This window comes from Pseudomonas sp. 22072, assembly GCF_052046095.1.
Classification (GTDB): Bacteria; Pseudomonadota; Gammaproteobacteria; order Pseudomonadales; family Pseudomonadaceae; genus Aquipseudomonas; species Aquipseudomonas paracarnis.
Genome location: NZ_JBQEQE010000006.1, coordinates 1 through 15,889 on the forward strand (window position 1 = coordinate 1; position 15,889 = coordinate 15,889).

Annotated in this window: 12 protein-coding genes; 2 read left to right on the forward strand and 10 right to left on the reverse strand. The window is 61.4% G+C overall.

From position 1 onward, the window contains the following. Positions 1-185 precede the first annotated feature (185 nt). Positions 186-1,211 carry an extracellular solute-binding protein gene (locus ACTJLA_RS07985; RefSeq protein WP_314545976.1) on the forward strand — a complete coding sequence of 342 codons (1,026 nt, stop codon included), beginning with the start codon at positions 186-188 and terminating at the stop codon, positions 1,209-1,211. Continuing rightward, complete coding sequence (locus ACTJLA_RS07990; protein ID WP_440840957.1) at positions 1,211-2,764, forward strand: ABC transporter permease; 1,554 nt, start codon at positions 1,211-1,213, stop codon at positions 2,762-2,764. Before ACTJLA_RS07985 ends, ACTJLA_RS07990 begins: the two co-directional genes overlap by 1 nt. Before the next feature lie 108 nt (positions 2,765-2,872). On the opposite strand, the gene ACTJLA_RS07995 is transcribed toward ACTJLA_RS07990, so the two are convergent. The 10 genes from ACTJLA_RS07995 to ACTJLA_RS08040 all read right to left on the reverse strand — a co-directional run bounded on the left by ACTJLA_RS07995 (position 2,873) and on the right by ACTJLA_RS08040 (position 15,887). Beyond that, entirely contained in the window at positions 2,873-4,807 is a 1,935-nt protein-coding gene (locus ACTJLA_RS07995) for a methyl-accepting chemotaxis protein (protein ID WP_314545971.1), read from the reverse strand. Between the two features lie 139 nt (positions 4,808-4,946). Then, positions 4,947-6,236 (reverse strand): adenylosuccinate synthase, encoded by a 1,290-nt coding sequence (locus tag ACTJLA_RS08000; protein WP_014716669.1) that lies wholly within the window; start codon positions 6,234-6,236, stop codon positions 4,947-4,949. Positions 6,237-6,290: 54 nt separating this feature from the next. Further along, the gene (locus tag ACTJLA_RS08005; protein WP_003188066.1) at positions 6,291-7,478 is read right to left on the reverse strand and encodes an ATP phosphoribosyltransferase regulatory subunit; all 1,188 of its coding nucleotides are present in this window, start codon (positions 7,476-7,478) and stop codon (positions 6,291-6,293) included. A 293-nt stretch (positions 7,479-7,771) separates the two neighbouring features. Then, complete coding sequence (gene hflC / locus ACTJLA_RS08010) at positions 7,772-8,638, reverse strand: protease modulator HflC (RefSeq protein WP_003188064.1); 867 nt, start codon at positions 8,636-8,638, stop codon at positions 7,772-7,774. Further along, complete coding sequence (hflK, locus tag ACTJLA_RS08015) at positions 8,638-9,813, reverse strand: FtsH protease activity modulator HflK (protein WP_003188062.1); 1,176 nt, start codon at positions 9,811-9,813, stop codon at positions 8,638-8,640. Before hflK ends, hflC begins: the two co-directional genes overlap by 1 nt. Positions 9,814-9,909: 96 nt before the next feature. Beyond that, positions 9,910-11,211, reverse strand: coding sequence for a ribosome rescue GTPase HflX (gene hflX / locus ACTJLA_RS08020; protein ID WP_003188061.1), 1,302 nt, complete (start codon positions 11,209-11,211; stop codon positions 9,910-9,912). Between the two features lie 12 nt (positions 11,212-11,223). Continuing rightward, positions 11,224-11,484, reverse strand: a complete 261-nt coding sequence (hfq, locus tag ACTJLA_RS08025) for an RNA chaperone Hfq (protein ID WP_003188059.1) — start codon at positions 11,482-11,484, stop codon at positions 11,224-11,226. Between the two features lie 94 nt (positions 11,485-11,578). Then, the gene (gene miaA, locus ACTJLA_RS08030) at positions 11,579-12,550 is read right to left on the reverse strand and encodes a tRNA (adenosine(37)-N6)-dimethylallyltransferase MiaA (RefSeq protein ID WP_072445892.1); all 972 of its coding nucleotides are present in this window, start codon (positions 12,548-12,550) and stop codon (positions 11,579-11,581) included. Continuing rightward, positions 12,550-14,466 (reverse strand): DNA mismatch repair endonuclease MutL, encoded by a 1,917-nt coding sequence (gene mutL, locus ACTJLA_RS08035; protein WP_054918857.1) that lies wholly within the window; start codon positions 14,464-14,466, stop codon positions 12,550-12,552. The genes miaA and mutL overlap by 1 nt, the downstream gene beginning before the upstream one ends. Next, positions 14,466-15,887, reverse strand: coding sequence for an N-acetylmuramoyl-L-alanine amidase (locus ACTJLA_RS08040; protein ID WP_003188054.1), 1,422 nt, complete (start codon positions 15,885-15,887; stop codon positions 14,466-14,468). Before ACTJLA_RS08040 ends, mutL begins: the two co-directional genes overlap by 1 nt. Positions 15,888-15,889: the final 2 nt, after the last annotated feature.

Genomic DNA, 15,889 nt, shown 5'->3' on the forward strand with positions numbered 1-15,889 from the left:
ATCGCAAGGTCGTGGAAGTTCGAGTCTTCTCCTGGGCACCAAATTCAGATCAAACCCGCGAAAGCGGGTTTTTTCGTTTCCGGGGTTTGAAAACTTCCCCAGTGATTTCCCCCTCATCCGCACTTGAGAAGATTTATCGTTTATCCTTGCAATGATTTGTTGCATATAAGCGAGGAACACTTCGGATGATGATCCGTGACAACCGACTCAAGACATCCCTTCTGCGCGGCCTGACCCTCACCCTACTCAGCCTGACCCTGCTCTCGCCCGCCGCCCATTCTGCCGACAAGGTCTCCCTGACCTTATACAACGGCCAACACAAAGAAGTCGGCGATGAACTCGCCAAGGCCTTCGAAGCCAGGACCGGCATCCACGTCAACGTGCGCAAAGGTAGCAGCAACCAGCTGGCCAGCCAGGTCGTCGAAGAAGGTGAGCGCTCCCCTGCCGACGTCATCTACACCGAAGAATCACCGCCCCTGAACAAACTCGGCGAGCAAGGCCTGTTGGCAAAAATCGATGCCAGCACCCTCGATGTCCTGCCCAAGGATTACGTGGGCAAAAACGGCGACTGGATGGGCGTGACCGCACGCACCCGCGTCGTAGCCTTCAACCCCAAACTGATTGCCGAAAAAGACCTGCCCAAGTCGGTACTGGATTTTGCCGGCCCCGAGTGGCAAGGCAAAGTCGGCTTCGTTCCCACCAGCGGCGCGTTCCAGGAGCAAGCCGTGGCGATCATCAAGCTGCACGGTCGCGAAGCCGCAGAAGAATGGCTGACCGGTCTGCGCGCCTTCGGCAAGGTGTACAGCAACAATATGGTTGCCCTCAAGGCCGTGGAAAAAGGCGAAGTGGCCACCGTGCTGGTGAATAACTACTACTGGTTTGCCCTGAAAAAGGAAAAAACCAATCTGGATTCCCAACTGCACTACTTCACCGATGGTGATGCTGGCGGCCTGATCACCGTATCCTCCGCTGCCGCACTCAAATCCAGCAAGCATCCCAAAGAAGCTCAGCAATTGCTGGCATTCATGGCCAGCGAAGAAGGCCAGCGCGTGATCACCAACACGTCGGCCGAGTACCCGCTGCGCAAGGGCATGGAATCGAACCGCGGCCTCAAGCCATTCAGCGAGCTGCAGCCACCAAAGGTCACCCCCGCAGACCTGGGCAACGCCGAAGAAGCCCTGGAACTGGAACGTGACGTTGGCCTGAACTGATGAACCCATCGCTTTCCGTCGCGGGGTTCACCCCCCGTCGCAAACGCCCGTCGATCTGGCTGCTGCTACCTGTGCTGTTGCTGGTTGGCCTGAGCCTGTTGCCGCTCGCCTACGTCGGGCTCAAAGCCTGGCAGGCGGGCTGGACGGAGGCGGTGCATCTACTGTGGCGGCCTTATGTGTTCGGACTGCTGCGCAACACCCTGGCGCTCATGGTCGGCGTGACCCTGAGCTGCGGCGTGATCGGCCTGTCCCTGGCCTGGCTGCTGGAACGCAGCAACCTGCCGGGGCGACGCATCTGGGGCGTGATCCTGTGCCTGCCGTTTGCGGTGCCGGCGTTCGTCAGCAGTTTTACCTGGGTGTCGCTGAGCGCCCAGTTCGAGGGGCTTGGCGGCGCGATCCTAGTGATGAGCCTGTCCAAATACCCGCTGGTATTTCTGCCGGTGGCGGCAACGCTGCGCAATCTTGACCCTTCCCTGGAAGAGTCGGCCCGCACTTTGGGGCACAACCGCTGGGGCGTGTTCTTTCGCATCACCTTGCCGCTGCTGTGGCCATCGCTGCTGGCCGGCTCACTATTGATCGCACTGCACATGCTGGTGGAATTCGGCGCGCTGTCGATCATTGGGCTGCAGACCTTCACCACCGCGATCTACCAGCAGTTCGAACTGGAGTTCAGCAATGCCAATGCGGCAATGCTCTCGGCAGTGCTGCTGGTGATGTGCCTGACCCTGCTATGGCTGGAACTGCGCGTACGCGGCAAAGGCCGGCACGTGCGCATCGGCCAGGGCGCGGCGCGGCACGCCGAGCAGGTTCGACTGGGCAGGTGGGCGCCATTGGGCCAGGTGTATTGCCTGGCGCTGGGGATCATTGGCAGTGGCATCCCACTGGGAATGCTCGGGTATTGGTTGGCAGTCGGTTCGTCGGCAGCGTTTCCGATGGCCGAGATCGGTGAGGCGCTGCTGTCTTCCCTGGCGCTCTCGCTGGGCGGCGCCGCACTGTGCCTGGTACTGGCAGTACCGGTTGGTTTGCTGGTGGTGCGCTACAAAGGGCAACTGGCGCTATGGGCCGAACGCTTGCCGTACTTACTGCATGCCCTGCCCGGCCTGGTGATTGCGTTGACCCTGGTGTATTTCGCCCTGCATTACGTGCCGGCGCTGTACCAGACCTCGGCATTGCTGCTGATTGCTTATGCGCTGCTGTTTTTGCCATTGGCCCAGGCGCCGATTCGTACAGCGCTGAACAAGGCGGCGCCACAGTTGGAAGAGGCTGCGCGCACGTTAGGCGCATCGTCCTTCAGTGCGTTTTGCCGGGTGACGTTGCCAATTATCTTTCCGGCGCTGGGGGCGGCGTTTGCCTTGGTGTTCCTGGATGCGATGAAGGAATTGACGGCGACATTGCTGCTGAGCCCGACCGGGCTGAATACCTTGGCAACGGCCGTCTGGGCGCATACCTCGAATGTGGAATTTGCGGCGGCGACGCCGTATGCAGCGTTGTTGATTCTGGTGTCGGGGTTGCCGGTGTATCTACTTACGACGCGGATGTATTTGAGCCGCTGAAACAGCTATCGCAGGCAAGCCAGCTCCCACAGTTGACCGCGCTCCAACTTTGGAATGCAGTTGAATGTGGGAGCTGGCTTGCCTGCGATGAAGCCCGTCCAGACGACCTCACGCCCTGAACTGCCCCAAGCTCGCCTTCAACTGCGCCGCCAACCCATCCAGCACCTTCCCACTGGCCGTCGTCTCCACCACCGCTTGCGCCGCACGCTCCGCCTGGGCATGGATCACCTCCACGCGCCCACGCACCGCATGCGCGCCCTGGGCCTGATGCTCAGCCGCACGCGTCGCCAGGCCAATCGCCGCATGCACCTGCTCCACAGAAGCCTGCACCGTCTGCTGCAAGCGCACGCTGTCGCGCAGCACCAGCAAGCCCTCACTGGCCTGGCGCCCCGCCTTGCCGATGGTTTCCACCGCCTCACGTGCGCCCTGCTGCAATGCCACGATATGCGCCTGGATATCGCCAGTGGAGCTTTGAGTCTTGCTCGCCAGCGCACGCACTTCATCGGCCACCACCGCAAAGCCGCGCCCAGTCTCGCCAGCCCGTGCCGCCTCGATGGCCGCGTTGAGAGCGAGCAAGTTGGTTTGCTCGGCGATGCCGTGAATCACGGTCAACACCACTTCAATCTGTTCGCTTTGCTGCGCCAGCCGTTCGATCACCTGGGAACCGGCCTGCACCTGCCCCGCCAACGCCTCGATCAAGCTACCGACTTCAGCCGAGGTTCGTGAGTTTTCATCCGTGGCCTGGCGAATATCCACCACCTGCTGCAACGCCGCCTGCATAGCGTGACTTTCGGCCTGGGCCTCGTCGGCCATTTGCGACAAAGCGCGCAAACTCTCGGCCACTTCATCACGCTGCAAGCCCGCCGCCGCATCGGCGCCAGCATTGCGCAATGTCATGGCACCGATTTCCACACCGGTACGCTGGGCCACGTCGCCTGCCTCCCGTACGATGGGCTGCAACTTATCCACAAAGCGATTGACCGCCGAGGCCATATCGCCGATTTCATCCTTGCTGTTGATCTGCACGCGCTTGGTGAGGTCGCCCTCGCCGGCCGCCAGATCATCCATCGCGGCAATCAGCAACTTCAGGCGATTGACCACGCGCCGCCCCAGCACAATGGCGATCAGCAGCAATACCCCAAGCCCCACCAGTGCCAGCCCCATGCCGATGCGCCAGCGCAGGGTGCCCGCCGCGTCTTGCACGGCGGCGGCGGTGTTGGCCGTCATTTGCGTGGCAGTGGCTTGTGCCGATTGCAGCCGGGCGCCCATGGCGTTGGCGCTGTCAGCGGCGGCTCCCTTGAGGCTATCACCCACCAGTTGATCACCGCTGGCGATCAGCGCGGCAAAGCGCTTATCCAAGGCTTGCAGGTCGGCCTCAACCGCAGCGGTCGACACGCCCATGCGCACCTTGCCGATTTCCACACCGTTGGGGCTGATGGAGGCTTCAACGTAGTACACGGAAGGGTCAGTCTTGGCCGCGTCCAGTACCTTATCCAGAGCACGCTCACCCGCGCCTTTTGCCAGCAACGCCTGGTTGATCGGGTTCTCACGGTTCAGATAACGCGTCAGGTGCTCGCCTGCGGCGTCGTCATACACCACGAACAGCACATTGGGGTTGCGCTGGGCCCGGCGGGCAAACTCTGAAAGGGTCGGCACGTCACTGTCCCACATGGCACGGGGCGCGACCGAGGCCAGCAGTTGCGCCATGTCATTGGCGGAGTCCTGCAGGTCTTTTTCCAGCGTCGCACGCAACTGCTTTTGCTCTTCCTGCAAGCGCGTGGAAAGCCCAGTTGTCAGTCGCTGGCGCGTGCTGGCGGACAGGCTGTCCAGGCTGGACGTGACTTCCTTGCCAGCTTGGGCCAGTTCGCCAGACAACTTCTGGCTATCAATGCCCAGGCGATTGCCCAAATCGGCTTCCAGCGCCGTCACCGTGCTCCGCGTCAGCGCGACGGCCACCAGCACTTGCACCAAAAGAGCGATACCAAGGGTAACGAACACCGGCCGCAACAGACGGCTTTGTAACAACGAGAGAACGGCAGACACTGGAAATCCCTCCACCACGGGTGCCACTAATTTGATAGCACCTCGAAAGAGGGAAACACAGCAAGGGTCGTGCCGCTTGCCAGGCAGAAACGACAAAGGGCTCCCGAAGGAGCCCTTTGCTTTTCACATCAACAGCTTATTACGCGAACGGGTGACGCAGAACGATGGTCTCGTTGCGGTCCGGGCCCGTCGAAATAATGTCGATCGGCGCACCGATCAGCTCTTCCACACGCTTGATGTAGGCGCGGGCGTTGGCTGGCAGCTCTTCCAGGGTCTTGGCGCCCACGGTCGATTCGGTCCAGCCTGGCACTTCTTCGTACACAGGCTGCAGGCCCACGTAGCTGTCAGCGTCAGTCGGGGCAACATCGTTGCCTTGGGCGTCTTTGTAGCCGACGCAAATGTTGATGGCTTCCAGACCGTCGAGTACGTCCAGCTTGGTCAGGCAGATGCCCGAGATGCTGTTCACATCGATAGCGCGACGCAGGATAACGGCATCGAACCAGCCGCAACGACGAGCACGGCCAGTGGTGGCGCCGAATTCGTGGCCTTGCTTGGCCAGGTGCGCGCCGACGTCGTCGAACAGCTCAGTCGGGAACGGGCCCGAACCTACGCGAGTGGTGTAGGCCTTGGTGATACCCAGGATGTAGTCCAGGAACATCGGGCCAACGCCAGAACCGGTCGCAACGCCGCCAGCGGTGGTGTTGGAGCTGGTCACGTACGGGTAGGTACCGTGGTCGATGTCCAGCAACGAACCCTGGGCACCTTCGAACATGATGTCCTTGCCAGCGCGACGCAGATCGTGCAGCTCGGCCGTCACGTCCAGCATCAACGGCTTGAGCAGCTCAGCGTATTCCTTGCACTCGGCCAGGGTCTTTTCAAACTCGATGGCTGGCTCTTTGTAGTAACCGACCAGCATGAAGTTGTGGTAATCCACCAGTTCACGCAGCTTGTCTTCAAAGCGCGGCATGTTGAGCAGGTCGCCCACACGCAGGCCACGACGTGCAACCTTGTCTTCGTAGGCCGGGCCGATGCCGCGACCGGTGGTGCCGATCTTCAGCTCGCCACGCGCCTTTTCACGGGCTTGGTCCAGCGCAACGTGGAAGGACAGGATCAGCGGGCAGGACGGGCTGATACGCAGGCGCTCGCGCACCGGTACGCCTTTCTCCTCCAGCTTGGTGATCTCGCGCAGCAGGGCGTCAGGTGCAACCACCACGCCATTGCCGATCAGGCACTGCACGCCTTCGCGCAGGACACCCGACGGGATCAGGTGCAAGACGGTTTTTTCGCCATCGATGACCAGGGTGTGGCCAGCGTTGTGGCCACCTTGGTAGCGCACTACGGCGGCAGCATGTTCGGTCAGCAGATCAACGATCTTGCCTTTGCCCTCATCACCCCATTGGGTGCCCAGGACTACGACATTCTTACCCATAACACTTGTCCTCATTCGCGCAAACTTGGTGCCGGCGATGGCCGGCAGGAAAACTCAAGAAGCCAGTGGCGATACTTGCCAAAGCCCGTTCTGCTGAATCAATTGCCGGTCGCAGTCCGCTTCACGGGCGGCGGCCAATGGCTGCCCAGGCAAGGCCTGGACTACACGCTGACCCTCACGGCGTAACTGGCAAACCTGCTGCCAGAGCGCTGCGTCCGTACTGTCGGGCATCCAGATGCCACCAGACGGCAGCTCGACCTCAGCACGCCCCAGGGTCACCAGGGTTTTCAAATCGGTGGAAAAACCAGTGGCCGGACGCGCACGACCGAAGTCGGCGCCGATATCGTCATAGCGACCACCTTGGGCGATGGCCTGGCCAACACCCGGGACGAATACCGCGAACACCACACCGGTGTGGTAGTGGTAGCCGCGCAATTCACCCAGATCAAAATACAGCGGCAGCTCCGGGAACCGCGCCGACAGGCGCTCGGCAATTGCCAGCACATCGTCCAGTGCTGCCAATACCGGTGCCGGCGCATTGGCCAGGCGCTCACGCGCAGCCACCAGCACTTCACGGCCGCCGCACAGGTCTACCAGCGCCCGCAGCATGCCAGCCAGTTCAGCAGGCACACCCTCGGTGAGAGCGATCACTTCATCGATCGCCTTGCGCTGCAGGGCATCGAACAACTGTTGCTCCACTTCACCGGACAACCCGGCAGCACGCGCCAGGCCACGGTAGATACCGACGTGGCCCAGGTCCATGTGGACGTCCGGCACATCCGCCAGTTGCAGCATGGCCAGCATCAGGCTGATCACTTCAACATCGCTGCTCGGGCTGGCATCACCGTACAACTCGGCGCCCAACTGGATCGGGCTACGGGAGGACGACAAGGCGCGCGGCTGGGCATGCAGTACGCTGCCGGCGTAGCACAGGCGGCTGGGGCCTTCGCGACGCAGGGTGTGCGCATCTATGCGCGCCACTTGTGGCGTGATGTCGGCACGGAACCCCATTTGCCGGCCCGATTGCGGGTCGATGACCTTGAAGGTGCGCAGATCCAGGTCCTGGCCCGCGCCGGTCAGCAGGGATTCCAGGTACTCGATATGGGGAGTCACGACAAACTCGTAACCCCAGCTCTGGAACAGATCCAACACCTGGCGACGCGCTACTTCAATGCGCGCAGCTTCTGGTGGCAGTACTTCTTCGATGCCATCTGGCAGCAGCCAGCGGTCTACCGTTGCCATTACGCCATTCCCCTTTGATCCGGGCGGCCAGCCCTCGGCCGAGCCTTGAGTGAAGCAGAAAATACCCGCCCCTTGCATAAACCACGCGCAAGAGCGACGTGACGAACGGCCTGCAAACGGCCTCGTCGGGCACTTTCCTCGAAAAACCTGTCACGCCTGCCGAATCAAACATGCAGACGCAAAAAAGCCGGGAATTTCCCGGCTGCCGCATCATACACCCGTTTTCTGAAAGGATCACCCCGCCAGACATTTTAGCCGCCCGACGGAGTGCGCCTTACAGAATCACGGGCTGGTTACTTGGACTTTTCCAGGTAGCGGAAGAAGTCGCTGCTTGGGTCCAGCACCAGTACGTCGGTTTTGTTCGCGAAGCTTTCACGGTAGGCACGCAGGCTACGGTAGAACGCGTAGAACTCCTGGTCCTGGCCATAGGCCTTGGCGTAGATCGCCGCGGCTTGAGCATCGCCGTCACCACGAGCCTCTTCAGACTCACGATAGGCTTCTGCCAGCAGTACACGACGCTGACGGTCGGCATCGGCACGGATGCCTTCAGCCAACTCGTTACCCTTGGCGCGATGCTCACGCGCTTCACGCTCACGCTCGGTGCTCATACGCTCGAACACGCTGCGGTTTACTTCCTTGGGCAGGTCAATGGCCTTGACGCGAACGTCGACCACTTCAATACCCAGCTCTTTTTCCGCCATGGTGTTCAGCGAGCGAGTGATGTCAGCCATCAGCGCATCACGTTCACCGGATACCACCTCGTGCAGGGTGCGCTTACCAAACTGGTCACGCAGGCCCGATTCAAGACGACGGGACAAACGCTCGTCGGCAATCTGCTTGAGGCCGGAAGTCGCGGTGTAGAAGCGCTCGGCATCCTTGACGCGCCACTTGGCGTAGGCGTCAACCATCACGGCTTTCTTTTCCAGGGTCAGGAAGCGCTGTGTCGGTGCATCCAGGGTCATCAGGCGGGCGTCGAACTTGCGCACCTGGTTGACGTAGGGGACTTTCACATGCAGGCCCGGCTGGACATCCGCCTGGACCACGCGACCGAATTGCAGCAGCACCGCACGCTCGGTCTGAGCGACGATGTAGAAGCAGTTCCAGGCAGCGATGACCACGACGACGCCCACAATCAGGGCGGTCAGCGATTTATTGCTCATCAACGGCTCTCCCTGGTACGTGTTTGCTGTTGCAGCAAGTCAGCGGCCGCACGGGCGCTCGCTTCGTTGGCAGCGGCATTCGAACCGGTGGACGGTGCACTGGCGCCGCTACGACCACCTTCGATCATCTTGTCCAGCGGCAGGTACAGCAGGTTGTTCTGCCCACCTTTGCTGCCGGTCACGAGAACCTTGCTGGTGTTGCTGAAGACTTCCTGCATGGTGTCCAGGTACAGACGCTCGCGGGTCACTTCAGGAGCCTTGCGGTACTCGGCGACCAGCTTGGTGAAACGATCTGCCTCACCCTTGGCGCGGGAGACCACTTCATCGCGGTAACCGTTGGCATCTTCAAGGATGCGCTGGGCCTGACCACGGGCTTCCGGCACAACGCCGTTGGCATAGGTTTCAGCCTGGTTGCGCGAACGCTGCTCGTCTTCACGTGCACGGATCACGTCGTCAAAGGCTTCCTGCACTTCACGCGGTGCCGCTGCGCTCTGTACGTTCACCTGGGTAACGGTGATACCGGTGCGGTAAGTGTCGAGGAAGCGTTGCAGACGCTCCTTGATTTCGCTGGCCATCAACTCACGACCTTCGGTGAGCACCTGGTCCATGGCGGTGGAACCCACCACGTGGCGCAGGGCACTTTCGGTTGCGTGTTGCAGGCTGATTTCCGGCTGATCAACGTTCAGCACGAAGTCTTGCAGGTTGCTGATCTTGTACTGCACGGTCAGCGGCACTTCGACGATGTTCTCGTCTTCGGTCAGCATCTGGCCCTGCTTGGTGTACGCACGCTCACGCGTCACGTTCTCCATGTACTTCTTGTCGATCGGCGGGAAATAGATGTTCAGGCCTGGCCCGACAGTCTCGTAGTACTTGCCGAAGCGCAGCACCACGGCTTGCTCCTGCTCGTCCACCACGTAGACCGCGCTGTACAGCCATACGGCCGCGAGCACGACAAGACCCAGGCCCAGCAGGCCATAGCCACCGCCCTTGCTTGTGCGACCGCCGTCGTCACCACCACGTTTTTTTCCACCACCGAACAACCCATTCAGGCTTTCCTGCAGCTTTCGGAAGGCCTCGTCGAGATCCGGTGGCCCCTTGCGGTCGCCATTATTGCGGCGCTTACCACCCCAAGGATCCTGATTATTCGAGTTGCCACCCGGCTCATTCCAAGCCATAGCGCTCTCCATCTGATAAAGCAAAGACGCACCCACGGCGCGCCGACCAATGCTACAGAATGCCTGCTACTGCGGCACAACCGCTTTCTCAGGCTTTTATTGCAAAGTGTGTTGTTCGATGAACTCTGCCGGTACAACACCCTCTCGGCTGACCAGCCGATTGAGTTCCGAGCGTGGCAATCGAACGGCCAGCAAGCTGACACCTTCTTCGTCGTGCTCTTCTTTCTGTACCGCGCCCAACTCGAAAAACTGCGCACGCAGTCGAGCAAAACGCTGCGGCAAGCGCAAGGTGCCGACGAACAAATCGCTGCCGAGCAATTCGGCAATGGCTTGTTCCAGCAGCTCCAAACCACTGCCATCTCGCGCCGACAGCCAGACCCGCTGGGGCTTGCCGTTCTCGTCGCGCTGGATCTGTGGCTCAACGCCCTCAAGCAAATCGAGTTTGTTATAGACCTCGAGGATCGGCAAGTCCTGGGCACCAATCTCGCCCAGCACCACCATGACCTGTTCAATCTGCAACATGCGATCCGGTTCGGCCGCATCGATCACGTGCAACAGCAGGTCGGAATTGCTCGACTCTTCGAGCGTAGACCGAAATGCCTCGACGAGCTTGTGGGGTAGGTGACGAATGAAACCCACAGTATCGGCCAGCACAATCGGCCCCAGGTCGTCGATGTCCAGACGCCGCAGGGTCGGGTCGAGGGTAGCGAACAGTTGGTCGGCCGCGTACACATCCGACTTGGTCACGTTATTGAACAACGTGGACTTGCCGGCGTTGGTGTACCCCACCAGGGACACGGTCGGGATATCCGCACGGGAACGGCCACGTCGCGACTGTTCACGCTGGCTGCGCACTTTTTCGAGGCGGCCCTTGATCTGGCGCAGGCGAACCCGCAGCAGACGCCGGTCGGTTTCCAGCTGGGTTTCACCCGGGCCACGCATGCCGATACCGCCACCCTGACGCTCAAGGTGAGTCCAGCCGCGAACCAGGCGCGTGCTCATGTGGTCAAGCTGGGCCAGTTCAACCTGGAGCTTACCTTCATGGGTGCGGGCGCGTTGGGCGAAAATATCGAGAATCAGACCGGTACGGTCGATCACGCGACACTCGAAAACACGTTCGAGGTTACGTTCCTGACTGGGCGTGAGGGTGTGATTGAAGATCACCAGATCGGCTTCTTCGGCATGAACCAGGTCGCGCAGTTCCTCGACCTTGCCGCTGCCAATCAGGTATTTGGCGGTTGGCCGATGACGCGGCACGTTAAAAAACGCAACGGTCTCGGCGCCGGCCGAATTTGCCAACTCCTGAAACTCCTGCGGATCTTCGCGCGCCTCAGGGTCCTGTCCATCCAAGTGAACGAGGATTACTCGCTCACCACCACCGTGGCGCTCAAAGAACAAAGGAGACTCCTATCAGGCGTTACCTGGCTCAGCGTCACCCTGTTCATCACCTGCTGCGCTAGGCAGACGGATTGGACGAACTGGAACGACTGTCGAGATAGCGTGCTTGTAAACCATCTGGCTGACGGTGTTTTTCAGCAGGATAACGAATTGGTCGAACGACTCGATCGTACCTTGCAGCTTGATGCCGTTGACCAGATAGATGGAAACCCCAACTTTCTCTTTACGTAAAGTATTCAAGTAAGGGTCTTGTAGCGAATGCCCTTTTGACATGTGCCGCACTCCTTTAAGGATCAATAATAAAAAATCGGAAAATAGATAGCTTATGGCCGTCACACCCCCAAGGATAGACGGCAATTGCAAGGACTCAGCTCAATATGGAGACCGTTCCCAAGTATTTCAAGGCGCGTGACAGATTGTCGCTGTCCAGGCTGTCCAACCAGTGCAAATCGCTCCAGCTGCGCAGCCAGGTGAACTGGCGCTTCGCCAATTGGCGCGTGGCAATGATGCCGCGCTCCTGCATTTCGGCGGACGTCAGCTTGCCATCCAGATGATCCCAGACTTGGCGGTAGCCTACAGCACGTATCGAAGGCAGCCCTGCATGCAGGTCGCCTCTTGAACGCAATGCTACGACCTCGTCCACAAACCCCTGTTCCAACATTATTGTGAATCTTTGTGCAATTCGTTCATGCAACACCTGGCGGTTTGCCGGAGCGATGGCCAGATTCGCCACAGTATAGGGCAATTGTGACTGTCCAGATGCGCCTGCATCAGTACTTTGCGCAGTTTGTTTCAGGCGATGTTCAGTCATGGTCTGGCCACTGACGCGCCAGACTTCCAGGGCGCGTGTGAGCCGCTGGGGGTCATTGGGGTGAATACGTGCCGCAGACACCGGGTCTACCGCCGCCAACTGGTCGTGAAGGGCCTGCCAGCCAAGGCGCGCAGCCTCATCTTCAAGTTCGGCGCGCACCTGGGCATCGGCAGGCGGCATATCGGCCAAGCCTTCCTGCAACGCCTTGTAATAGAGCATGGTGCCGCCCACCAGCAGCGGGATATTGCCGCGCGCGGTGATCTCGGCCATGGCCGCCAGGGCGTCGGTGCGAAAGTCCGCCGCCGAATAGCTCTGCGCGGGGTCGATGATGTCGATCAACTTGTGCGGATATTGGGCCAACAGCGCCTTCGACGGCTTGGCCGTACCGATATCCATGTCCCGGTAAACCAGGGCAGAGTCGACGCTGATCAACTCACAGGGCAGCACCTTGGTCAGCTCGATGGCCAGGTCGGTCTTGCCGGCGGCCGTGGGGCCCATCAGGAAAATGGCGGGGGGCAAGGCACTCATCAGCGGCCGCGCAAGAACAGTTTGTCCAGATCATCCAGGCCCATCTGGGTCCAGGTCGGTCGGCCATGGTTGCATTGGCCGCTGCGCTCGGTGTTTTCCATGTCGCGCAGCAGGCCGTTCATTTCCGGCAGGGCCAGGCGGCGGTTGGCGCGGATGGCGCCGTGGCAGGCCATGGTGCCGAGCAATTCGTTGATATGCGCCTGGATACGGTCGCTGGTGCCGTACTCCATCAGGTCGGCCAGCACATCGGCCACCAGGCGGTTGGCCTCGGCCTGCTTGAGCAGCGCGGGAATCTGGCGGATCGCCAGGGTTTCCGGGCCCAGGCGTTGCAGCTCGAAGCCCAGCTTCTGGAACACACCGTGATGTTCTTCTGCGCAGTCGGCTTCACGCTGGCTCACCGCCAGGGATTCGGGCACCAGCAGCGGCTGGCCGCTGAGGCCTTCGCTGGCCATGGCGATCTTCAGGCGCTCGTACATGATCCGTTCATGGGCAGCGTGCATGTCCACCAGCACCAGGCCATGGGCGTTTTCGGCGAGGATATAAATGCCTTTGAGCTGCGCCAGGGCATAGCCCAGCGGCGGAATATCACCGCCGCCTTCGGGCAACGCCACAGCAGCACCCGGCTCGGCACCCGGCAACGGCGCGAAAAACTCACGGTACGCCGCCTGGGCTTCGGCCACCGGCGCCGTCGATTGCGGGCGCGGTGTGTATTGGTACTGATAACCCGCACCGGCACCCGAATTCGGCGCCGTGTAGGCTGGCTGCGCCTGCGGCGATTGCAGCAGGTTGGCCGCCAGGCTCATTTCACCTTGCGGCCCGAACTCACCGGCCTCGGGACCGCTCGGGCGCACCACCGCGGTGACGATCGGCGCCGACAATTGATCATCCGGGCGCACATCACCCAGGGCACGGTGCAGCGTGCCATACAGGAAGTCATGCACCATGCGCCCGTCACGGAAGCGCACCTCGTGTTTGGTCGGGTGCACGTTGACGTCGACCACCGAAGGGTCAACCTCAAAGAACAGCACAAAGGTCGGGTGTCGCCCGTTGAACAGCACATCGCGATAAGCCTGGCGCACCGCGTGGGCCACCAGCTTGTCGCGTACCGCCCGGCCGTTCACAAAGAAATACTGCAAGTCGGCCTGGCTGCGGGAGAACGTCGGCAACCCGACCCAGCCCCACAACCTCAAGCCATTGCGCTCGATCTCAATCGGCAGCGCCTGTTCCAGGAACCCGCTGCCACACACCGCTGCCACCCGCCGAGCACGCGCGGCGTCGTCGTTGGCTTCGTGCAGGCTGAGGATGGTCTTGCCATTGTGGCGCAGGTGAAACGCCACATCGAAACGCGCCAAGGCCAGGCGCTTGATGACTTCTTGCAGGTGATCGAATTCGGTTTTTTCGGCCTTGAGGAATTTGCGCCGCGCCGGGGTATTGAAGAACAGGTCGCGCACTTCCACCGAGGTGCCCACCGGATGCGCCGCAGGCTGGACCCGAGGCGCCATGTCGCGGCCTTCGGTTTCCACCTGCCAGGCTTGCTCGGCGCTACGGGTGCGGGAGGTCAGGGTCAGGCGGGCCACGGAGCTGATGGAGGCCAGGGCCTCGCCTCGAAAGCCCAGGCTCATGACCCGCTCCAGGTCTTCCAGGTCGCGGATCTTGCTGGTGGCGTGACGGGCCAGGGCCAGGGGCAGGTCATCCGAAGAGATGCCGCTGCCATCGTCACGTACCCGCAGCAGCTTGACGCCGCCCTGCTCCACATCGACATCAATGCGTTTGGCACCGGAGTCGATGCTGTTTTCCAGCAACTCCTTGATTACCGACGCCGGGCGTTCAACCACCTCACCCGCGGCGATCTGGTTGGCAAGGCGCGGGCTGAGCAATTCAATGCGCGAGCCGCTGTTCAAGGTGGATTCGCTCATCACTGCGCCGCCAATGAGGTGCCGGGGATGGTCAACACCTGGCCAATCTTCAACTCGTCGGTTTTCAGGTTATTGGCGCTGCGCAAGGCTGCAGGCGTGACCTGGAAACGGACCGCCAGCATGGCCACGGTATCACCGGGTTGGACACGATGGTCACGCGGGCCCTGGGCGATTTTGCCGGAGTCACGCAGCCAGGCGATGTAGGTGCCCGGCGGCGGGTTCTGCTGGAAGAACTGGCGCACGCCGGCGCTGATCGAGCGCGCCAGCGCTTGCTGGTGGCTGGCGCTGGCCAGTTTCGACGCTTCGTTGGCGTTGGAGATAAACCCGGTTTCCACCAGGATCGACGGGATGTCCGGCGACTTCAACACCATGAACCCGGCTTGTTCCACACGCTGTTTATGCAGCGACGTCACGCGGCCGATATTGCTCAGGACTTTCTGGCCCACGTTGAGGCTGGAGGTCAGCGAGGCGGTCATCGACAGGTCGAGCAGTACGCCTGCGAGCATCTTGTCCTTGTCATCAAGGGACACGTTGCCGGCCCCGCCGATCAAGTCGGAACGGTTTTCACTGTCGGCCAGCCAGCGCGCAGTCTCGGAGGTGGCGCCGCGATCCGACAGGGCAAATACCGAGGCGCCAAAGGCAGCGGTTGAAGGCGCGGCGTCGGCGTGAATGGACACGAACAGGTCAGCGCCCTTCTTACGGGCAATTTCGGTACGGCCACGCAACGGAATGAAGTAGTCACCGGTACGGGTCAGCTCGGCGCGGTAGCCTTTCATGCCGTTGACCTGGCGCTGCAGTTCACGGGCGATGGCGAGCACCACGTCTTTCTCATGCTGGCCGCGTGAGCCGGAAGCCCCCGGGTCTTCGCCACCGTGGCCGGCATCGATCACCACGATAATGTCGCGCTTGCCTGCCGGTGCAGGCGGCGGCGGTGGCAGCTTGACCTGGGGTTGCGAAGGGTTGACCGGCACCGCAGGCACCGTCGCCACGCTCGGCGTTGGCGCAGGCGGCGGTGCGGCGTCGGCGGGGTTGTCGAACAGGTCGACCACCAGGCGGTTGCCGTACTGGGCGTTGGGGGCCAGGGAGAAGCTTTTGGGGGTCACGGCCTTTTTCAGGTCGATGACCACACGCAGGTCGGTCGGCGTACGCTGGGCCGAGCGCATGGCGGTGATGGGCGTGTTGGCGGTAGAGACTTTCAGCGGCGCGGCCAAGCTGGCACCGTTGATGTCGATCACCAGGCGATCAGGCGCCGTCAAGGTAAAGACGCTGTGCTGGACCGGGCCAGACAGGTCGAACACCAGTCGCGTGTTATCCGGCGCTCGCCACAGGCGAACACTTTTCACCTGTGAAGCAGCCAGAGCATTGACAGTCATTGCCGCAAGCAACACCCCCACGACAGCAACCAACGCGCGAAAGCGCATAC